The sequence below is a fragment of the Streptomyces sp. NBC_01237 genome (genome assembly GCF_035917275.1).
Classification (GTDB): domain Bacteria; phylum Actinomycetota; class Actinomycetes; order Streptomycetales; family Streptomycetaceae; genus Streptomyces.
The window spans coordinates 642162-660814 of record NZ_CP108508.1 but is presented as its reverse complement, the minus strand read 5'-3'; the positions used below and the strand labels follow the sequence as shown (position 1 = coordinate 660814).

General features: G+C 70.4%; 19 protein-coding genes. 6 read left to right on the top strand and 13 right to left on the bottom strand.

What is annotated here, in order from left to right; translation table 11 throughout:
• Positions 1–46 precede the first annotated feature (46 nt).
• Together OG251_RS03050 and OG251_RS03045 are read right to left on the bottom strand one after the other, a co-directional pair.
• The gene (locus OG251_RS03050; RefSeq protein WP_326675477.1) at positions 47–619 is read right to left on the bottom strand and encodes a DUF4291 domain-containing protein; all 573 of its coding nucleotides are present in this window, start codon (positions 617–619) and stop codon (positions 47–49) included.
• Between the two features lie 43 nt (positions 620–662).
• Complete coding sequence (locus tag OG251_RS03045) at positions 663–1091, bottom strand: GerW family sporulation protein (RefSeq protein WP_326675476.1); 429 nt, start codon at positions 1089–1091, stop codon at positions 663–665.
• 147 nt (positions 1092–1238) lie between these two features.
• On the opposite strand from OG251_RS03045, the gene OG251_RS03040 reads away from it, so the two are divergent.
• The gene (locus OG251_RS03040; protein ID WP_326675475.1) at positions 1239–1877 is read left to right on the top strand and encodes a hypothetical protein; all 639 of its coding nucleotides are present in this window, start codon (positions 1239–1241) and stop codon (positions 1875–1877) included.
• A 136-nt stretch (positions 1878–2013) separates the two neighbouring features.
• On the opposite strand, the gene OG251_RS03035 is transcribed toward OG251_RS03040, so the two are convergent.
• Complete coding sequence (locus OG251_RS03035; RefSeq protein ID WP_326675474.1) at positions 2014–3069, bottom strand: alpha/beta hydrolase; 1056 nt, start codon at positions 3067–3069, stop codon at positions 2014–2016.
• A gap of 126 nt (positions 3070–3195) precedes the next feature.
• Here OG251_RS03035 and OG251_RS03030 point away from each other — a divergent pair, with 126 nt between their 5' ends.
• The gene (locus tag OG251_RS03030; RefSeq protein ID WP_326675472.1) at positions 3196–3807 is read left to right on the top strand and encodes a TetR/AcrR family transcriptional regulator; all 612 of its coding nucleotides are present in this window, start codon (positions 3196–3198) and stop codon (positions 3805–3807) included.
• Positions 3808–3831: 24 nt separating this feature from the next.
• On the opposite strand, the gene OG251_RS03025 is transcribed toward OG251_RS03030, so the two are convergent.
• Positions 3832–4722, bottom strand: coding sequence for a sigma-70 family RNA polymerase sigma factor (locus tag OG251_RS03025; protein ID WP_326675471.1), 891 nt, complete (start codon positions 4720–4722; stop codon positions 3832–3834).
• 107 nt (positions 4723–4829) lie between these two features.
• Here OG251_RS03025 and OG251_RS03020 point away from each other — a divergent pair, with 107 nt between their 5' ends.
• On the top strand, positions 4830–6038 hold the full coding sequence (locus OG251_RS03020) for an alkene reductase (protein WP_326675469.1): 1209 nt from the start codon (positions 4830–4832) through the stop codon (positions 6036–6038).
• Here the strand turns inward: OG251_RS03020 and OG251_RS03015 are convergent.
• A complete protein-coding gene (locus tag OG251_RS03015; protein WP_326675468.1) occupies positions 5974–6795 on the bottom strand; it encodes a hypothetical protein in 822 nt (273 codons plus the stop codon). The genes OG251_RS03020 and OG251_RS03015 overlap by 65 nt on opposite strands.
• A 269-nt stretch (positions 6796–7064) precedes the next feature.
• Between OG251_RS03015 and OG251_RS03010 the strand changes: the two genes are divergently transcribed.
• On the top strand, positions 7065–7661 hold the full coding sequence (locus OG251_RS03010) for a hypothetical protein (RefSeq protein WP_326675467.1): 597 nt from the start codon (positions 7065–7067) through the stop codon (positions 7659–7661).
• A gap of 18 nt (positions 7662–7679) precedes the next feature.
• On the opposite strand, the gene OG251_RS03005 is transcribed toward OG251_RS03010, so the two are convergent.
• Together OG251_RS03005 and OG251_RS03000 are read right to left on the bottom strand one after the other, a co-directional pair.
• Positions 7680–8333, bottom strand: coding sequence for a hypothetical protein (locus tag OG251_RS03005; RefSeq protein WP_326675466.1), 654 nt, complete (start codon positions 8331–8333; stop codon positions 7680–7682).
• 571 nt (positions 8334–8904) lie between these two features.
• The gene (locus OG251_RS03000) at positions 8905–9795 is read right to left on the bottom strand and encodes a hypothetical protein (protein ID WP_326675465.1); all 891 of its coding nucleotides are present in this window, start codon (positions 9793–9795) and stop codon (positions 8905–8907) included.
• A gap of 162 nt (positions 9796–9957) precedes the next feature.
• Here OG251_RS03000 and OG251_RS02995 point away from each other — a divergent pair, with 162 nt between their 5' ends.
• Positions 9958–10164, top strand: a complete 207-nt coding sequence (locus tag OG251_RS02995) for a hypothetical protein (RefSeq protein WP_326675464.1) — start codon at positions 9958–9960, stop codon at positions 10162–10164.
• Between the two features lie 95 nt (positions 10165–10259).
• Here the strand turns inward: OG251_RS02995 and mmsB are convergent, their stop codons facing one another.
• The 6 genes from mmsB to OG251_RS02965 form a co-directional block, all read right to left on the bottom strand.
• Positions 10260–11486, bottom strand: coding sequence for a multiple monosaccharide ABC transporter permease (mmsB, locus tag OG251_RS02990; protein WP_326675463.1), 1227 nt, complete (start codon positions 11484–11486; stop codon positions 10260–10262).
• Between the two features lie 9 nt (positions 11487–11495).
• Positions 11496–13058 (bottom strand): multiple monosaccharide ABC transporter ATP-binding protein, encoded by a 1563-nt coding sequence (gene mmsA, locus OG251_RS02985; protein ID WP_442818302.1) that lies wholly within the window; start codon positions 13056–13058, stop codon positions 11496–11498.
• Positions 13055–14161, bottom strand: a complete 1107-nt coding sequence (gene chvE / locus OG251_RS02980; RefSeq protein WP_326675462.1) for a multiple monosaccharide ABC transporter substrate-binding protein — start codon at positions 14159–14161, stop codon at positions 13055–13057. The genes mmsA and chvE overlap by 4 nt, the downstream gene beginning before the upstream one ends.
• A gap of 3 nt (positions 14162–14164) precedes the next feature.
• Entirely contained in the window at positions 14165–15133 is a 969-nt protein-coding gene (locus tag OG251_RS02975) for a hypothetical protein (protein WP_326675461.1), read from the bottom strand.
• A 118-nt stretch (positions 15134–15251) separates the two neighbouring features.
• Positions 15252–16256: a zinc-dependent alcohol dehydrogenase gene (locus tag OG251_RS02970; protein WP_326675459.1), complete on the bottom strand. Its 1005-nt coding sequence runs from the start codon at positions 16254–16256 to the stop codon at positions 15252–15254.
• On the bottom strand, positions 16253–17407 hold the full coding sequence (locus OG251_RS02965; RefSeq protein ID WP_326675458.1) for a mandelate racemase/muconate lactonizing enzyme family protein: 1155 nt from the start codon (positions 17405–17407) through the stop codon (positions 16253–16255). The genes OG251_RS02970 and OG251_RS02965 overlap by 4 nt, the downstream gene beginning before the upstream one ends.
• A gap of 161 nt (positions 17408–17568) precedes the next feature.
• Here OG251_RS02965 and OG251_RS02960 point away from each other — a divergent pair, with 161 nt between their 5' ends.
• Positions 17569–18339 carry an IclR family transcriptional regulator gene (locus tag OG251_RS02960; protein WP_326675457.1) on the top strand — a complete coding sequence of 257 codons (771 nt, stop codon included), beginning with the start codon at positions 17569–17571 and terminating at the stop codon, positions 18337–18339.
• Positions 18340–18653: the final 314 nt, after the last annotated feature.

Below are 18653 nucleotides of genomic sequence, written 5' to 3'. Positions count from 1 at the left end.
CGGATTTCCGGGCGCGGGGACGGTCACGCGTACGGGCGTGGGGGCGTCATGCCGAGGTGTCGATGCGAAGGCGCTCGGCGCAGGCCCCGGGAGCGGGGTAGACGCGCTCCGCGGGGAGCAGCCGCTGAGCCTTCGATGCGTTCCCGCTCTGTATGAGCCCGGCGACCTTGCGGGCCTGTGCGGTGATGTCGGTGAGGTCGACGATCCACTCGTCGGCGAACGTCCGGATCAGCCCCCTGCCCACCCCCACCTGGATGCTGTAGTGGTTGAGGGCCGCTCCGCGCAGTGAACGCTCCGGATCCCACTGGACATGAACCGGTGCTCGGGCGACGTGCGCGGGATCGGCCGTTGTCAGGACGGCCTGTGACAGGGCTTCTTCCCATCCTTCCCGGGTGATCCGTACGGCGAGAACGCGTTCCTGCCCCGATTTCCGTGCCCAGTTGCTGCGGTGCATGAGCCACAGGAACGACGGTTTGATCCACGTCATGCGAGTGAACGAGAACGGTGGCACGAAGCGGTTGGCGCGCAGAGCGGGATCTGCGACCGCGGGCGAGTACGCCTGATAGACGACGATCGTGCGAGCGTCGTACTGGGCGCGTATCTGACGCTGGGGCAACATGCGGCGCACGCTGTCATGTCACGGATTCATCGGCAAAGGATTTCTAGACCCCCCGGCGCCCGAGCTCGGCGAGCGCGCGGGCGGCCCGGGGAGCGGCGACCGCCGCCAGGAGCAGAGCCACGGGGATGACCGTGTCGGCCCAGGGGGGTCGGATCGGGCGGTAGACCGCGGTGCCCTTGCTGATCTCGATGAACCCCAGGGGCCGGGCCGTCGCGCCGCCGCCCCCGCCGCCGCCCTCGTTCGACCTCCCGTCACCGTCCTCCTGCGTGGCGCCGCCCCCGAATCCGAATCGTGCGGAGGCGACGGGGATGACGGTCACGTCCTCGCGGACGACCGGCTCCCCGAAGACGGCCGACACCGCGGCCCTGCCGCCGAGGCGGGCGGCGACCCGCTCCAGCAGCCGGGTCGCCGCCTCCGTGCTCGCGCCCGCTGCCTTGAGGGCGTCCTGCGGCGTTCTGCGTGGCGTGGTCATGGCGGTGCCTCCGAGCCGATCAGCTGACGAGTGGGCGTACCGAGTATGTCCCTGGAGGCGGGCCGGGGTCTGCCGCAGCAGGAGATCCGGCGGTGCGGCCGACGGGCGCCAACCGTGCGGCGGCGGTGGCGGACTAGGGTCGTCGGCATGCGAGGCGTGCGTGTGGTGTTGATCGGGGGAACCTCGAATGTGGGCAAGTCGACCGTCGGCCGGGCGGTGGCGCAGCGGCTCGGATTCGTGTACCGGTCGACTGACGGGCTGGCGCGTCATCCGGGGCGGCCCTGGCGGACGCCGGATCACGAGGTACCGGAGCATGTGGCCGAGCACTACCGGTCGTTGACGGCCGATGAGCTGCTCACGTCCGTTCTCGACCACTACGAACGGCTGTGGCCCCGCATCGAGGAGCTGATCACGGCTCATGCGGCGGGCAGGGGTGACCGGCCGGGCCTGGTCCTGGAGGGGTCGGCTCTCTGGCCCTCCCGGGTCGTGAGGACGGCGGCTTCGCGCACCGCCGCCGTGTGGCTGACCTCGGACGCGGGCATCGTGCGTGCCCGGGTGCGTGATGCGGGCCGCTACGAGGCGGCGACGGCCGGGGAACGGCACCTCATGGACAGGTTCCTGGCCCGTACCGAGCGTTATCAGACGCTCATGCTGGACGCCGTCGGCCGGCTGGGACTCGATCGTATCGACGCGGGAGACGGGCGGTCCGTCGAGGCGCTGGTCGACGCGGTGCTCGCGGCCGTCGACGCGCAGGACATGGTCGGACGGTCCTCCGGCGGTCGGTGAACAGCCCCGCACCGACGAGCTCTCGGCGTACGTGAGTGGATCGGCCGACGCACCCGGGCGGCATCAACTCTCCTTGCGTACGGGGGTGATGCCGCCCGGGTGCGTCGGCCGGGACGGTCGGACGACCGAAGTGGGGTCAGCCGTTCAGGGTCTGCTTGAGCCAGTCGACGATGACGGGCAGAACCTCGGGCAGCTTGGAGATGGCACAGTGACCGGTGCCGGGGACGAGCTCGACCCGGGTGTCCCGGCGGTCGCCGAAGACGAGGGTGTCGTGCTGGGGGATGTGGACGTCGTCGGCACCGTTGATGACGAGCATGGGCGCGTGGGCGTCCTGGTCGAGGTACGGGCGCAGGTCGAAGCTGGAGAAGGCGTCGCTCAGTTCGTCGGAGCTCGGGGGCCGGTCGAAGCCGAGCGCGTTGCCGACGATCCCCTCCATGCCGAAGGCGAAGCCGCGGCCGGGCGCGAACGCCGCTTCCACGGGGCCGCCGAGGACCACGGAGGCGTCCACCGCGGCGGTGAGGCCGGTGCGGGCCGAGTAGTAGCCGCCCATGGAGAGACCGAAGTGCGCCACCTTGCCGTTGCCGATCCTGCGGGCTTCGGCGACGATGCCTTCGACGATCTCGGTGCCGCCGTCGGGAGTCATGGGGAGATGGCTGGTCTCACCGGTTCCCGCGAGGTCGAAGGTGACGACCCGGGTCTGTGACAGCAGGGCGAGCTGGACCCACAGCGAGTGGAGATCCATCTTCCAGGAGTCCACGCCGCCGCTGGCGAGTGTGACGGGCGCGTCGGCGGGCAGACCCGGTGCCGCCAGGACATGGATCGCGACCTGAGCCGTGCCGCCCCGGTGGGGAACGGTGAGGACGCGCCGTTCGAAGTCCACCGGGAAGCCGGCTGCGGAAAGTGTGTACTGCTCGGTCTGCCGGGCGAGCGCGGAGCGCTTGGGCCCGTCGGCCAGGGTGGGGAACTTCGCCCAGCCGTAGGCCGCCGCCGCCAGGTCGTGGCGGCCGGTGGCGGCGTAGCTCTCGGCGAGCCGTGACCACTCGTGCACCCAGCCGCCGGGCGCGTCCGGCCACATGTCGTCGATCGCGGCGCGGGTGGCGTCGACATCCTCGGCGGGCAGTCCGAAGCCCAGCATCTGCGGGTATCGCTCGACGAACAGTTCACGGGGGTCCAGAGGCCATACGTATGACATGTCCAACTCCTTGCACATCGCTCCGGGCGACGCTAAAAGCGGGAATTCTTGCTTTAAGAACCATGACCCACTTCCTCGATAAAAGCAAGAAATCTGGCATTAGTATGGTGGTGAGGAGTGATGCACATGACCGAGGAAGAAGTCCGGCGCCGGCCCGGCGGCCGGGGCGCACGGGTTCGCCAGGCCGTGCTCGACGCGGCTGTCGAGGCGCTGGTCGAGCACGGTGTGACCGGATTCAGCTTCGCGGACGTCGCCGCACGGGCCGAGGTGAACGAAACCTCCGTCTACCGGCGCTGGCGCACCCGCGAGAATCTGATCACCGACGCGCTGCTCGCCGTCAGCGACCGCCGCGTCCCCGTGCCGGACACCGGTTCCGTGCGCGAGGACCTGTACGCGTTCGCCACCCTGGTGGTGGAGTACCTCAACAGCCCTCTCGGCGGAGCACTCGCCCGCGCCGCCGTGATCACCGTGCAGGACCCCGAACTGGCAGCGGCCCGCGAGGAGTTCTGGCGATCGAGGATCCGGTCGGCCGGGGTGATGATCGAACGGGGCATCGCCCGGGGCGAACTCCGGGCCGGGACGAACCCGCGCCTGGCCCTCGAAGCCCTGATCGCCCCCCTGCACAGCCGGGCGCTGCTGACCCGCGAGCCCCTGGACGAAGATCTGCCGCGGGCACTGGCCGATCTGGTCCTGGACGGGCTGGGCGCGCGGGACGGCGGTCGGGCCGCCACGGCCTGACCCCCGTCCCAGGGGTGCCGCCCGTCAGGGGCGCGTGTCGAGAACGGCCAGTTCGAGCCGTTGAAGACGGACGGGATCGGCGATCACCTCGTACGCCGCGATCCTGCCGCCCTCGATCGTGAGGGTGAGGGCGAGCAGCAGCCGCCCGCGCGGGGCCACGACGATCCCCACCGCGCCGTCCACCAGCGCCGGCGCCGCGAACCGCGAGTTCCGGGCGAGCAGCACGGTCTCCTCCGCCACGGCCCGCGCGCCGCGCACCACGGTCGCCGCGCCCGACGGCAGGGCGGCGGGATCGGCCCTGCGTACGACATCGGGGGCCAGCACCGCGAGCAGGGCGCCCAGGTCGCCGCCGCGTGCGGCGGCGAGGAAGGCGTCGACGACATCGCGGTGCGCGGCCGGCTCGGAACCGGTGACGACGGGCGTGCCATGGACCTTGTGCCGGGCGCGGCTGGCGAGCTTCTTCGTGGCGACCGGTGTGCGTTCCACGATGGGAGCGATCTCGTCGAACGGTACGGCGAACGTGTCATGGAGCACGAAGGCGATCCGCTCGGCGGGCCCCAGCGTGTCCAGGACCACGAGCAGGGCGCGGCCGACCGAGTCCACCAGCAGCGCCTCCTGCTCGGGGTCACCTTCCTCGTCGCCGTCGACGAACCGGCCGGGAAGGTCCTCCCCGGCCGGTTCCTCGCGCCGTGAGGTGCGGGAGCGCAGCAGGTCGAGGCAGATGCGGGACACGACGGTCGTCAGCCACGCGGCCAGATTCGCGATGCCGCCGGGGTCGACCCGGCTCAACCGCAGCCAGGCTTCCTGGACGGCGTCCTCGGCCTCGGCCGGCGACCCGAGCAGCCGGTAGGCGACCGCCCGCAGCCGCCCGCGATGCGCCTCGAATCGCTCCGCCAGCCGGTCCTGCTCGTCCATCGGTCACCTTTCGCCGTCGCGCTCCGTCGACCCTAAGAGGCGCACGATCGCGCCGAAGCGGCAGGGCATCCGGCACCTGCCGACCGTACGACGAGGAGAGCCGCACCATGAGCACAACCCCTGTCACCGCGCTCGGACAGCCCCTGCTGCGCCGGGCGGATCTCGCGGGCCTGCCGCTGCCCAACCGGGTGGTGATGGCCCCGGCCACGCGGGCTCGCGCGGCCAACGACGGACTGGTGCCCACCGAGATGCACGCCGCCTACTACGGTCAGCGGGCAGCCGCCGGGCTGATCATCACCGAGGGAGCCTGGGTCGGCGAGCGGGCCATCGGCTTCCCGGGCGTACCCGGCATATACAGCCAGGAACAGATCGCCGGATGGCGACGGGTCACCGACGTCGTCCACGCCCTCGGAGGCCGCATCGTGGTGCAGCTGTGGCACACCGGCGCCGCCTCGCACCCCGACCATCTGGGCGGAGCCCTGCCAGCCGGGCCCTCGGCGATCGATCCGCACGAGAAGTCGTACACGCCGAGCGGGTTCAAGGACACCGTCACCCCCCGGGCGATGACCGTCGCGGACATCAGGGGCACGATCGCGGACTATCGCGAGGCCGCCGCAAACGCCCGGCGCGCCGGATTCGACGGCGTCGAGATCCATGCCCTCGGCGCCCATCTCATCCCGCAGTTCCTCAATCCGCGCCTCAACCGCCGCTCCGACGCGTACGGCGCGGGGCGCGCCGGCCGACGGCGGCTGCTGCTCGACATCATCGACGCGGTCGCCGAGCCATGGCACGGAGAGCGTGTCGGCGTCCGCCTGTCGCCGTACTGGACGGGCGGCCGGTTCACCGCCGATGACCGTACGCTGGCCGACTACGACGAACTCGTGACGGAGCTGAACGACCGTCCCGTCGCGTATCTGCACCTCCGGGGGCGGGAACTCGCCGCCCCGGGCGCCGCCCCCGACTTCGACGCCTTCGCGCGGTTCCGGCGACGATTCACCGGCCCGCTGATCGCGAACCTCGGCTTCGACCGCGACTCCGGGAACGCCGTCATCGAGGCGGGAATCGCCGACGCGGTGTCCTTCGCGGCCCACTTCATCGCCAACCCCGACCTCGTCGCCCGATTCGCGCTGGGCCGCGAGCCGGCGACCGGCGACCCGGCCACGTACTACATCGGCGGGGCCGGCGGCTATGTCGACTACCCGGTCAGCGACTGGCAGGACGACGAGCACCGGCCGCAGGCGCGGAACGCCCTCACCAGGACGGCCGGAGGCGCTGGATACGGTCCAGTCTCCCGGCGAGTAGATCACCGTGGGTGAGGGAGAAATCGCCGTTGGGCAGCGAACCGTCGAAGCGGGCCCCCATCACCGAGTCGGGCAGGAACTGGCGCAGCCGGTGGCGCATGCGGGGGTCGTGGTCGACCGACTCGCCCCATTCCTCGGGAGCTTCGTCGGTGCCGAAGAGCACCCAGTGGTCCACCGCGACCTCGGTGGTGAACTCGGGCGGCTCCCCCGTATGGCAGTCCAGCGAGGGAAGGGACAGCCGGTCCGGGTCGTGCGGTGAGTACCACATGATCAGCGGTTTCGCCCGGGCCGCCTCGGCGTTGTCGAAGCAGCACACGACGATGGCGTGCCCCGCGTAGTGGTTCGCGTAGAAGCGCAGCAGAAGGGGGTTCAGTGCGGGGCGCCTGTGGGACGGGACCCGTGCGAGTGCGGCGGGCAGCGCGGTGGCGTCGGACGCCAGCAGCACCGTGTAGATGTCGTGGTCGAAGACCTCGACCTCATCACCGGCGCCCCAGCTCATCCACGCGATGTCGGACGGCATGCCCGCGGCGACCGGCCGGACGGCGTCGACCATCCGGCCGAGAACGTCCGAACTGCGCCCCGCCGGAAGGAAGTTCTCCCGGCCCATCCGGTACGCGGGAAGATGGAGGAGCATGGCGTTGGGGCCGTCGGCCAGATTCACCGCGGTGTTCTGGTAGCCGAGCACATGGACCAGCCCGTGGAGGGGGTGACGCAGCCGCCCGGCGTACAGAGTGGATCCGGAGAATTCGGCCTGGTCCACGGAGATGCACATGGGCCGAGCCTAAACCTTGATCCACCGAGGCGGTTCGAGGGTGATCCGCTGTCCGGTTGTTGAGTCGGTTCCGTGCGGGCGGCTGGGTGCGGGCAGGCGGTATCTGCTGGTCTGCCCAGCCTTTCCACGTTCTTCGATTCCGGTCGGGCCCTGGTGGGTGGGGTGGTCAGGGGCTGTTCGTGCACGATCAACCGGGCAGCGGGCCGTTCTCCTGCCCGGCGGCGCATACGCTGAGCCCTACGGGCAATCACAGGAACGGAGCAGATGTCGTGAGTGATGCGACCGGGTCGGTGCGCACATACCGCCTCTTCCACGGCAAGCGGCTCGCGATGGGACTCAGGGGCGAACCGGGGGTGCTCGTAAGCACCTCAACCCCGCCGCCGCTGCCAGGGGCTGCACCGGTCACGCATCCGTTCGCCACCGCGACGTTCCACGTGGCCGAATGCGAGGGCGAGCTCGGAGCGCTCCTGCGCGAGGCATCCGATCTCCATGCGTTCCTCGATGCCGCCGAGCGTTCCGGCTACGCGGTCGAGGCGGTCGAGGACCGCACGGCACCGTTGCCACCTGCCGCAGGCGGCAGCGACGCGGCATCCGAGGGACTCGACCGGCTCGTCGTGGTGGGCAGAGCGCACTTCGCTCGGCTCAGGACCGACCCGGTGCTGAACGTCATCGAGCTGCCCGACAGGCTCGGCGTCTGCCTCGTGCACGCCGTACGCGGCGGAGGCAAGATCTACGTTGCCCCCGACGAATCGGCGCTGTTCGCGGGGTCGGCGGTCGACTTCGATACGGGCCTCGACGCGTTCCGCCACGGTGCCCGCACGCCGCTCGAGAAGTTCGACAACAAGGGCAGCGGCACACAAGGGTGACGCAGCCGCCCTTGCCGCTCAGCCCGTGAGGAAGGCGCCCTCGGAGCAGGAGCGGCAGACGAAGACGTAACCCAGCCGGCCGCCGAGGTTCATCGCTGTCTGCCGGTCGATCCCCTCCTCCAAGTGTGCCGCGAATTCCGCCGTGCCGGAGCAGGAGGGGCACCCGGGCAACCGGTCCTCGTCCAGGTAGGAGGGGCTGCCGCCGAGCGATCCGAGCACCTCGCGTTGCTTCCCGAACTGCTCGCCGGGCTCCCGCTTCCACCCTGAACGGGCGAGGTCGTATGCGTCGGGCGGGAGATCGTCGTCGCCGTCATCCTCCTCGGGTTCGACCGTCACGACCCGGGTCGTGATCGCCGACACCGCGGGCAGCAGCGTCACACCCTTCTCGGGTACGGCCACCGGTACCAGCCCCGCGGGCGGGAAGAGAAGGACCCGATTCGCCCCGGAGGTCGCGTCCCACAGCTCGCAGGCGCCCGGATCGTTCTGGCACACGAAGACCGACAGGACGCCGTACTCGACCGGCAGATGTGCGAAGAACTGCATCGGGCCTCCGCAGTAGTCGTCGCACACCGGCCAGGTGAACCCCTCGGGGGCCAGCGGCACGCCCCCGGTACGTGGTACGTCCGCATCGGGCGCGGCCTTGCCGTCGTAGATCATCAAAGTTGCCTGCATGGAGGAAGGCTACGGGCAGTCGGCAGCTCAGGATCCAGCATGCACAGTGCACCGTCGCGGATCATCCCGGTACACCCCGAGGAGGGGGCACTGCGCGAGCTCGGCGACGCCGTCGGCGGTGAACGGGTCTGGGACCGCGCGTTGCTGATCCTCCGTCAGCTCGCCCCGCTCGTGTCCGGCCCGTGCGGCGACGGCGGAGGTCCTTGCTCCAGCAGGCGGCGGAGGTGCGGTGGCACCGGAGCTTTGACCATCGGGCTTCCCGGACCACGCTCCGGGAAACAGGCCCTCGCACCGCTGCCGGCGTGTACCAGCCCAATCTCCGGTGAGCCCCCCACGGGGGGCTCGTGTTCATACTCGGTCTCTTGTCCACAGCTGACACAACGCATGTCTCACTCCTGTTCGCGGGCCGGGCACCACAAGATCGTGGCTCCTTGGTCCGCCAGTGGCGGCTTGGTGTTCCTGGGGCTCGCGCGGCCCCACTACTTGGTCGTCGACGTTCCCCCGGGCGGTTCCACGGGCGGCGTCGCCGACACCGGCGTAGGGGAGGCCAAGGCCCTTCGCGGCGCGCCGGTCAGGTGTCGAATCTCGCCGATACGGCCTGCTCCAGCGTGAGACCGCTCGCATCCTCGTCCGGTTCGAGGAACCCATGGATCACAGCGAGGGCGACCGTGCCCATGAGGGAGCGGCGCCTCTCGTGGTCGACGACCCCGGAGCCGGGGTCACCGATGGCGCGCAGGGTCATTCCGTCGGTGGTCGCGGACAGCGCGTCGGCGAGGTCGTCGAGTGTGAGACCCGGACGCAGCCGCAGCCCGCGCTCCCGCATCACCGCGCTGTACAGCTCCTTCCAGGAACCGAGATAGTCCTCGTACATGGCGGAGACGGCCCGCATGATCTCCTCGTCCCCCTCGGCGGCGGTCATGAGGGCCAGCCCGAGCCGGACGGAGGGCATGGCGGCGCCCTCGGCGGTGTGCCGGTACGCCGTCTCGTGCACCGCGCGGACGAAGTCCGGCCCGCTCACCAGCTTCTCGGTGTTCGCGGCGCGCTGTTCCCGGTACTCCGGCCGGTAGTTCTCCCGCCACACCGCGAAGCTGATCAGATCGGCGACGAACTCCGACTGGGCGCTCCAGCGGTCCCGCAGCATCGCGACGGTGCCCTGCCGGGGGAACGGCCGGGGGTTGTTGGCGACCTCGGCGGCGATCGCGCGCTGGGAGAGGAAGCTGAGGAAGGGCCGCTCGCCGTGGGCGCGGCCCGGGGAGCCGGGGCCGAGATGCCGCCCGAGCAGCCGCATCCCGGCCGCCAGATACGCGGCCGTGACCGGGTCGTTCGCCAGCCGGGACCGGAAGGCGCGGGTGCGTCGGTTGAGATGGCGCAGCACCCCGGACAGGTCCCGGTCGTAGGGAAAGGGAAGATCGCGCTTCGGCCCCTTGCCCCACGGGGCGCGCGGCTCATTCACGTGTGCCATGGCCGCATACTGCCCCGGCACGCGCCCGGCGGAAAGGGGCGCAGCCGCGCGGAGATCCCCCGGGGCGGACCGGTACCGCGCGCCTGCGGGGCGGCGCATCGCCGGGCGATCGCGCTAGACCGGGACTCCCGACCGACGAAGGTGTGATCGAAGATGCTCTCCATGGAGTTGAGCCAGGCGGCGTGGGTGGTCGCGGCCGTCCTCATCAGCGGCGCGCTGGTCCGGCTGATCCTCGGCGTACTGGCCATCCACGCGACCCGCCGGGCGCTGCGCCCATCGGGCGGCTCCAAGGCGGCCGACCGCCTCCGCGCCCACCGCCTCGCCGTGCTGCGCGCCCTCCTCGACAGCTTGAAACCTCCTCGTGGGTGACTTCCGGAGCCGGCAACGGCCCTGGCTCCCGCACGCGTACGGTCTCTGCGCTCCGGAGCCGGACCGGCGACACCGCGGCCGGGCGGGAGAGGCGGTCACCTGCCGGCCCTGCGCTTGTTCCACACGTCGAACCCGACCGCCGCCAGCAGCACCAGCCCCTTGATGACCTGCTGGTAGTCGGTGCCGATGCCGACCAGCGACATGCCGTTGTTGAGCACGCCGAGCACCAGGCCGCCGATCACCGCACCCATCACCGTGCCGACGCCGCCGCTCATGGACGCGCCACCGATGAACGCCGCGGCGATGGCCTCCAGTTCGAAGTTGAGGCCCGCCTGCGGGGTACCCGAGTTGAGACGTGCCGCGTACACACAGCCCGCGAGCGCGGCCAGCACCCCCATGTTGACGAAGACCAGGAACGTGACGCGCTTGTCCTTGACGCCCGAGAGCACGGCCGCCGCCTTGTTGCCGCCCAGCGCGTAGACATGGCGGCCGATCACCGCGTTGCGCATCACATGGCCGAGGCCGATCAGCAGGGCGCACATGATCAGCATCACCACCGGCACCCCGTGGAAGCTCGCCAGCGTCAGCGTGAAGGCGACAACGGCCGCGACGATCGCCACGCACTTGAGCGCCCACAGTCCGGCCGGCAGCACCTCCAGTGCGAAGGCGAGCTGCCGGCGCCGGTCGCGCCACTCCTGCACGAGCAGGAGGGTGAGGACGGCGAGGCCGATCAGCAGGGTCGGGTTGTGGTACTGGGTGTAGGGGCCCATCTCGGGAATGAAGCCCTTGGCGATGTTCTGGAAGCCCTCGGGGAACGGGGCGAGGGACTGGCCCTCCAGCACGATCTGGGTCAGACCGCGGAAGAGCAGCATGCCGGCCAGTGTCACGATGAAGGACGGGATACCGACGTACGCGATGAAGAAGCCCTGCCACGCACCGGCGACCGCGCCGATCAGCAGCGCCAGCACCAGGGCGAGCACCCACGGCATGTCGTGCTTCACCATCATCACGGCCGACATGGCGCCGACGAAGGCGACGAGCGAGCCGACGGACAGATCGATGTGGCCCGCGATGATGACGATCATCATGCCGATGGCCAGGATGAGGATGTAGCCGTTCTGCTGGATCAGATTGGACACGTTGTTCGGCAGCAGCAGGGTGCCGTCGGTCCATATCTGGAACAGCGCGACGATGAGGACCAGGGCGACGAGCATGCCGTACTGACGCACGTGGGAGCGGATGCTCCGGACGATCAGCGCACCTGCCGAGGCCGCGGCGGGTGGTACGGCCGAGGTGCCCTGCGGGGGAGTGACGGTGGTCATGACGGGACCTCAGCTTCCGTTCAGGGTCATCTGGCGCATCAGGACTTCCTGGGTGGCCTCGGCGCGGGTGACCTCACCGGTCAGCCGGCCCTCGGCCATCGTGTAGATCCGGTCGCACATCCCCAGCAGCTCCGGCAGCTCGGAGGAGATGAACAGGACCGCCTTTCCCTGCGCCGCGAGCCGGTCGATGACGGTGTAGATCTCGTACTTGGCGCCGACGTCGATCCCGCGCGTCGGCTCGTCGAGGATCAGCACCTCGGGGTCGGCGTGGATCCACCTGCTGAGGACGACCTTCTGCTGATTGCCGCCTGACAACCGCCCCACCTGCTCGAAGACCGTCGGCGCCTTGATGTTCATGGTGGTGCGGTAGCGCTCGGCGACCCGGCGCTCATGGTGCTGGTCGACGACACCGCGACGCCGCATCCCGGGCAGCGAGGCCAGGGAGACATTGCGGGTGATGGTGTCGATGAGGTTGAGGCCGTAGCGCTTGCGGTCCTCGGTGACGTACGCGATACCGGCGTCGATCGCCGCGGAGACCGTCCTGGTGGCCACCTCGTGCCCGCCCACCTCCACCGTCCCGGCGACGTACTGTCCGTAACTGCGCCCGAAGACGGACATCGCCAGCTCGGTGCGGCCCGCGCCCATCAGGCCCGCGACCCCGACGATCTCGCCGCGGCGCACGGTGAGCGACACATCGTCGACCACGGTGCGCTGCTGGTCGACCGGGTGCCGCACCGTCCAGCCCCGCACCTGGAACGCGAGTGTCCCGGCGTCGTCGCCCCCGTACGGGGTGCGCTCGGGGAAACGATGGTCGAGATCGCGGCCGACCATGCCCCGGATGATCCGGTCCTCGGACAACTCCGGTTCCGCGTCCGGAGTCACACGGACCATCAGGGACTCGATGGTCCGTCCGTCGCGCAGGATGGTCACCGAGTCGGTGATCCGCCTGATCTCGTTCAGCTTGTGGGAGATGATGATGCAGGCGATGCCCTCCGCGCGCAGCTCCAGGATCAGATCGAGCAGCTTCGCGCTGTCCTCGTCGTTCAGGGCGGCCGTCGGCTCGTCGAGAATGAGGAGCTTCACCTCCTTCGACAACGCCTTGGCGATCTCCACCAGCTGCTGTTTGCCCACACCGATATCGGTGACGGGAGTCTGCGGGTTCTCGCGCAGCCCCACCCGCTTCAGCAGCCCGCCCGCCTTGCGCAACGTCTCGTTCCAGTCGATGACGCCGCGCGCCGAGGTCTGTTCATTGCCGAGGAAGATGTTCTCCGCGATCGACAGGTGGGGGATCAGGGCCAGTTCCTGATGGATGATCACGATGCCCTGACGCTCGCTGGCCCGGATGTTCCTGAAGGCCACCGGCTCGCCCTCGAAGAGGATGTCGCCCCGGTAACTGCCGTGCGGATGAACGCCGCTGAGGACCTTCATGAGCGTGGACTTGCCCGCGCCGTTCTCGCCGCAGATCGCGTGGATCTCCCCGTGGCGCACGGTGAGGGAGACCTCGCTGAGTGCGGTGACGCCGGGGAAGGTCTTGGTGATGCCGCGCATCTCGAGGACCGGGCGGCCGCTCACTTGAGCTGTCCCGCCGTGAAGTACCCCTCGTTCACCAGGAGCTGGGTGTTGGACCTGTCGATACTGACCGGGTCCAGCAGATACGACGGCACGGTCTTCCTGCCGTTGTTGTAGTCCTTGGTGTTGTTGACCTCGGGCTTCTTGCCGGTGAGGACGGCGTCGCCCATCTGGACCGCCTGTGCGGCCAGCTTGCGGGTGTCCTTGAAGACCGTCTGCGTCTGCTCGCCCCGGATGATCGACTTCACCGAGGCCAGCTCCGCGTCCTGGCCGGTGACGACGGGCAGCGGCTGGTCCCCGCTGCCGTAACCGGCGCTCTTCAGCGCCGAGATGATGCCGATCGAGATCCCGTCGTACGGGGAGAGGACCGCGTCCACGCGCGCCTCGCCGTAGTTCTTGCTGATCAGGTCGTCCATGCGCTTCTGTGCCGTACCGCCGTCCCAGCGCAGCGTGGTCGCCTGGTTCAGTGCGGTCTGCTTGCTGCGCACGACGAGCCGGCCCGCCGAGATGTACGGCTTCAGCACCTTCATGGCGCCGTTCCAGAAGTACTTGGTGTTGTTGTCGTCCGGTGAGCCCGCGAAGAGCTCGATAGTGAAGGTGTCCTTGTTCCTTTTCAGTCCGAGCCGGTCGACGATGTACGTCGCCTCCAGCTCGCCGACCCGCTCGTTGTCGAAGGACGCGTAGTAGTCGACGTTCTCCGTGCCCATGATGAGGCGGTCGTACGAGATCACGGGGATGCCCGCGTCGTGCGCGCGTTCCAGCACATCGGTGAGCGCCGAGCCGTCGATCGCGGCGACCACCAGCAGCCGGTGGCCCTTGGCGATCATGTTCTCCAACTGGGCGACCTGGTTCTCCACCTTGTCGTCGCCGTACTGGAGGTCGGGCCGGTAGCCCGCGCGCCGGAACTGCTCGGCCATGTTCTTCCCGTCGGCTATCCAGCGCTCCGACGACTTGGTGGGCATCGCCAGACCGATGGTGCCCGTCGTGCCGTCGTCGGCCCGGTAGCGGCTGCCGCCCCTGGCCTCCTGGCCACAGGCGGTGAGCGAGAGCGTGAGCACCGCGGCCAGTGCTGCCGCGGTGGCGATACGAGGGGTGCGTGTGCGCATGGGTCAGTCCCCTTCCGGGACGGGAAAGCGCCGGAGCGGCCCCGGCAGCCGGGAGCCGAGCGGTGACATTCCGCCGTCCGCTCCGTGCCGGGCCAGCAGATCGAGAGCGAGGCGACCGCGCCGCACCCGCTCACGGGCGGTGGCGAGCGTGAGTTCACGCAGCTGTGCGCCATAGGGATAGATGGCCGGAGATCTGCTCAGGCCGAACTTCAGGTAGAGGGGCGCGCCCCGCCGGATCAGCTCGGCCGCCTCGTACATCCGGACATAGCCGCCGAGGTCGTCGGGGGCCTCGACATAGAGGTCCATCGGGGCGCGGCTGACCCTGCGGATCTCGGTGAGGTGGTCCAGGGTCAGGTCGGAGGGCACGTTGAGGGAGTCAGCGCCGAGCCGTTCGTACACGGTGTACGCGGCCGGATTGACCGGACCGGTGAGTGCGGACAGCTTGAAGGTGGTGCCGTCCGGCAGCAGCCCCGCGGCGCGCAGCCGGTGCAGTGTCCACAGCACGCCCTCGTCGGCGACGAGCAGACAGCGCACCCCCAGGGAGGTGGCACGCAGGGCGTCCTCGACACAGCCGGCGAGCGCGTCATGGCCGCGGGCGCGGAGCCCGCCGCCGCCCGAGTCGGTGCGGGTGGCCGCGCCGATGTCCCAGGTGCCGCGTGGACCGGTGAACAGACAGAGTTCGATGCCGCGTTCGGCGCAGGAAGCCGCCATCCCGGAGATCTCGTCGTCGGTCAGCATCCAGACACCGCTGCCCTGACTGATGCGGTGGACGGGCACGTCCAGGCGGAGGCTCTCCGCGAGTACGACGGCCAGCGCCTCGGGCCCCTCCACCGAGGGGATCTCGGTGCGCCAGGTGCCGCCGTCGGGGAAGGAGTGCGGTGAGGCGTCGGCCGGATCGACGTCGGGGGAGCGATGGCCGATGCGGGCCAGGGCATCGACACCGGGGCGGCGGGGTACGTGGGAGGCGTTCACAGGACTCCTTTGTCCGGTATCCCGGACGTCATTCGGATGTGGGGTCGTGCGGGGGCGCGAGGCCGGCAGAACCGGCCACGCCGGAGCGGGGCCCCGGCGCGCCCCGGTGGTGCGCGGACTACGGCCGGAGAAGCACCTTCCCGGTCTCCGGGTCCCCGCCGCCGACCAGCGCGACGGCCTCGCCGAACCGCTCCAGCGGGAACTCGTGGGTGATCAGCGGCGCCGGGTCGAGCAGACCCAGGCCGAAGGCCCGTACGGCGTCGGACCAGGCGGACGAGGGTGCGCCGAAGATGCTCCGCACCTCCAGCTGGCTCAGCGAGAGATGCACCGGATCGATGCCGGTCGCGCCGGGCGTGAACATCCCGGTCAGGACGACCCGGCCGCCCCTGCGCGCCAGCAGGCAGGAGGACGCAGCCGTGGCCGGCGCGCCCGCGGTCTCCACGACCAGGTCGAAGCGGCCGTGTTCCGCTTCCTCGGGTACGCATGCCGCGCTCGCCCCGGACCGCAGGGCAAGGCCGCCGCGCGGGACCCGCGGATCGATCACGGTCAGCTCGGCGGGCGAGGTGGCGGACAGCAGCTGTACCGCGAGCAGCCCGAGCGTGCCCGCGCCGACCACCGCGATCCGTTCGCCGGGGCGAGGCCGCCCGGCCCGTACCGCTGCCGCGATCACGGCGGCGGGCTCCAGCAGGGCCGCGGCCCGCAGGTCCGCGTCGTCGCGCAACGGGTGCAACAACCGTGCGGGCAGCGTCAGATGGTCCGCGAAGGCGCCCGGCTCGGTGAACCCGGTCTCCGCGTACCCGCCGGAGCACAGGCTGGTCTCGCCGCACCGGCAGCGCTCGCACGTCCCGCAGGACCTGAACCCCTCGGCGACGGTCGCGCGGCCGACGAGCGCCGGGTCCACGCCCGCGCCGACCGCCTCCACGGTGCCGGACCACTCATGGCCCAACGTCACGGGATAGCGGACATAGCCGGTGTCGCGGTGCCCGTCGTACACGTCCCGGTCGCTCATGCAGATGCCGGCGGCGGCGACCCGTACCAGTACGTCTCCCGGCCCCGGACACGGCACTTCGCGGCGCACCAGGCGGTACTCGCCCGGCCGCTCGACGACCAGGGCGCGGCTCACTTCGGCGCCCTCCGCTCCCAGCCCTCGGCCCACAGGTCGAACCGGGCCCGCTGCTGCGGGAATTCGGCGGCGGCGTCCTCGTCCAGCTCGACCCCGAGGCCGGGTGCGTGCGACACCTCGAAGCAGCCGGTGTCGGGATCGACCTGGGGCGCGCCCCTGACCACCTGCTTGATGTCCGCGTCCGCGAAGTCATTGAAGTGTTCGAGGATCTTGAAGTTCGGTGTGCAGGCCGCCAGTTGGAGCGTGGCGGCGGTCAGGACGGAGCCGCCCACATTGTGCGGGGCGAGGAGCGTGTAGTGCGTCTCGGCGGTCGCGGCGAGTTTCCGGGTCTCCAGAATCCCCCCGATGTGTCCGACGTCCGGCTGGATGATGTCGGCCGCCCGGGAGGCGAACAGCTCGCGGAACTCGATCCGGTCATGGATCCGCTCGCCGGTGGCGATGGGCAGATCCACCTTGTCCGCCACCTTCCTGAGCGCGTCGAGGTTCTCCGGCGGCACCGGTTCCTCCAGCCAGGCCGGCCGGAACGGGGCCAGATCCTTCGCCAGCCGCACCGCCGTGGAGGGGCTGAAGCGTCCGTGCATCTCCAGCATCAGTTCGGCGTCCGGCCCGATCGCGTCCCGTACCGCCTCGATGAGCGACACCGCGTAGGTGGTGCCCGCGTGGTCGAGTTCGTAGTGCCCGGTCCCGAAGGGGTCGATCTTCAGGGCCCGGTAGCCGCGGTCCATGACGGTCCGGGCGGCCCGGTGGTACGCCTCGGGGGTGCGCTCGGTGGTGTACCAGCCGTTCGCGTACGCCTTGACCCGGTCGGTGACCCGGCCGCCCAGCAGCTGCCAGACCGGGACGCCCAGGGCCTTGCCCTTGATGTCCCAGCAGGCCATCTCCACCACGGCGATGCCCGACATGACGATCTCCCCGGCCCGTCCGTAGTCGCCGTACTTCATCCGCCGTACGAGATCCTCCACCGCGAACGGATCTGAGCCGGTGATGTGGTTGGCCGTCGCCTCGCGGAGATAGCCGACGAGGGCGTCGGTGCGGCCGAGCATCCGGGTCTCGCCGACGCCGGTGAGACCCTCGTCGGTCCGGACGACGACATAGGTGAGATTGCGCCAGGGCGTCCCGACGACGTGAGTGCTGATTCCCGTGATGCGCACGGCAGTTGCCCCCAGCTCTGTTCGATATTTCGTCACTCGTTCGAAATGCTGGCGCGACCGTATTCAGCGATCCTCGGTAGTGTCAATGGATCGCGCAGCGGCTAGCCTGTGTTCGTCATACCGGCCAATGGTCGGAATTTCGAACGCAAGGGGTGTGCGCCATGGGGCGATTGGTACCGGCCGTGACCCGGGCATTCGACATACTCGAACTGTTCCTGGAAGGGGACGGGACGCTCTCCGCCCCCGACGTCACCCGCAGGCTCCAACTCCCGCGCACCACCGTGCACGAGCTGCTCACCACCCTGGCCGCCCGCTCCTATCTGGTGGCCGTCCCCGAACAGCCCGGCCGCTACCGGCTCGGCGTACGCACCTACCAGCTCGGCAGCCGGTACGCCGAACAGCTGGACCTCGCCGCCGAGGGACAGCAGGTGGCCCGCGACGTCGCGGAGACCTGCGACGAGACCGTCCATGTCGCCGTCCTGGAGGACGCCGATGTCATCTACATCGCCAAGGTGGACTCCACCCACGCCGTGCGGATGGTCTCGGCCGCCGGACGGAGACTGCCCGCGCACTGCACCTCCGTCGGCAAGATGCTGCTCGCCTCGCTGCCCGAAACCGAACTGCGGGCCCGCATCGAAGGGCGCGAGTTCGCCCGGATGACGCCCGACAGCATCACGGATCCCGATGAGCTGCACGCTGTCCTGGCCGACGTCCGGGAGCGCGGCATCGCCGTGGAGCACCGGGAGTCCAACCCGGATGTGAGCTGCGTGGCCGCACCGGTGCGCGACAGCACGGGCCGTGTCGTCGCCGCGCTCTCCATCTCCGTACCCGTGATCCGCTGGAGCGAGGACCGCGAGGCGGAACTCGCCGCGCTGGCGGTCAAGGGCGCCGAGGACCTCTCGGCGCGGCTCGGTCACCGGGGGCGCCGATGAGATCCCGTACGCCCGCGCGGGAGACGGCCGGGCCAAGGGCTGTCCCGTAGACCGGGGGCCCGCCCCGGGACGTGGCGGCCTGCCCGGCTGATCCGGGACGGCGCCCTGTCCGCACGCGTCGACCCCCGCACCCCCGTGAGCGGCCGTCGTACGGTCGTTTCCCTTCGCCGCCCTCGCGGCGGTTCCGGCCAAAGTGCTGGCCTTTGGCCATTGTCGGTCGGCGGGGCGTGCGCCGTAGTGGAGAGGGATAGAAAGGACCGGACGCTCAGCCGTACGTCTCTTGGCATCTCGGTGAATAGTGGGGGGTTTCATCG

Excerpts from the sequence above, each read along its gene's own strand:
- OG251_RS03050 (WP_326675477.1), bottom strand. The coding sequence starts at position 619 with ATGTTGCCCCAGCGTCAGATACGCGCCCAGTACGACGCTCGCACGATC.
- OG251_RS03045 (WP_326675476.1), bottom strand. The coding sequence starts at position 1,091 with ATGACCACGCCACGCAGAACGCCGCAGGACGCCCTCAAGGCAGCGGGC.
- OG251_RS03040 (WP_326675475.1), top strand. The coding sequence starts at position 1,239 with ATGCGAGGCGTGCGTGTGGTGTTGATCGGGGGAACCTCGAATGTGGGC.
- OG251_RS03035 (WP_326675474.1), bottom strand. The coding sequence starts at position 3,069 with ATGTCATACGTATGGCCTCTGGACCCCCGTGAACTGTTCGTCGAGCGA.
- OG251_RS03030 (WP_326675472.1), top strand. The coding sequence starts at position 3,196 with ATGACCGAGGAAGAAGTCCGGCGCCGGCCCGGCGGCCGGGGCGCACGG.
- OG251_RS03025 (WP_326675471.1), bottom strand. The coding sequence starts at position 4,722 with ATGGACGAGCAGGACCGGCTGGCGGAGCGATTCGAGGCGCATCGCGGG.
- OG251_RS03020 (WP_326675469.1), top strand. The coding sequence starts at position 4,830 with ATGAGCACAACCCCTGTCACCGCGCTCGGACAGCCCCTGCTGCGCCGG.
- OG251_RS03015 (WP_326675468.1), bottom strand. The coding sequence starts at position 6,795 with ATGTGCATCTCCGTGGACCAGGCCGAATTCTCCGGATCCACTCTGTAC.
- OG251_RS03005 (WP_326675466.1), bottom strand. The coding sequence starts at position 8,333 with ATGCAGGCAACTTTGATGATCTACGACGGCAAGGCCGCGCCCGATGCG.
- OG251_RS03000 (WP_326675465.1), bottom strand. The coding sequence starts at position 9,795 with ATGGCACACGTGAATGAGCCGCGCGCCCCGTGGGGCAAGGGGCCGAAG.
- OG251_RS02995 (WP_326675464.1), top strand. The coding sequence starts at position 9,958 with ATGGAGTTGAGCCAGGCGGCGTGGGTGGTCGCGGCCGTCCTCATCAGC.
- mmsB (WP_326675463.1), bottom strand. The coding sequence starts at position 11,486 with ATGACCACCGTCACTCCCCCGCAGGGCACCTCGGCCGTACCACCCGCC.
- chvE (WP_326675462.1), bottom strand. The coding sequence starts at position 14,161 with ATGCGCACACGCACCCCTCGTATCGCCACCGCGGCAGCACTGGCCGCG.
- OG251_RS02960 (WP_326675457.1), top strand. The coding sequence starts at position 17,569 with ATGGGGCGATTGGTACCGGCCGTGACCCGGGCATTCGACATACTCGAA.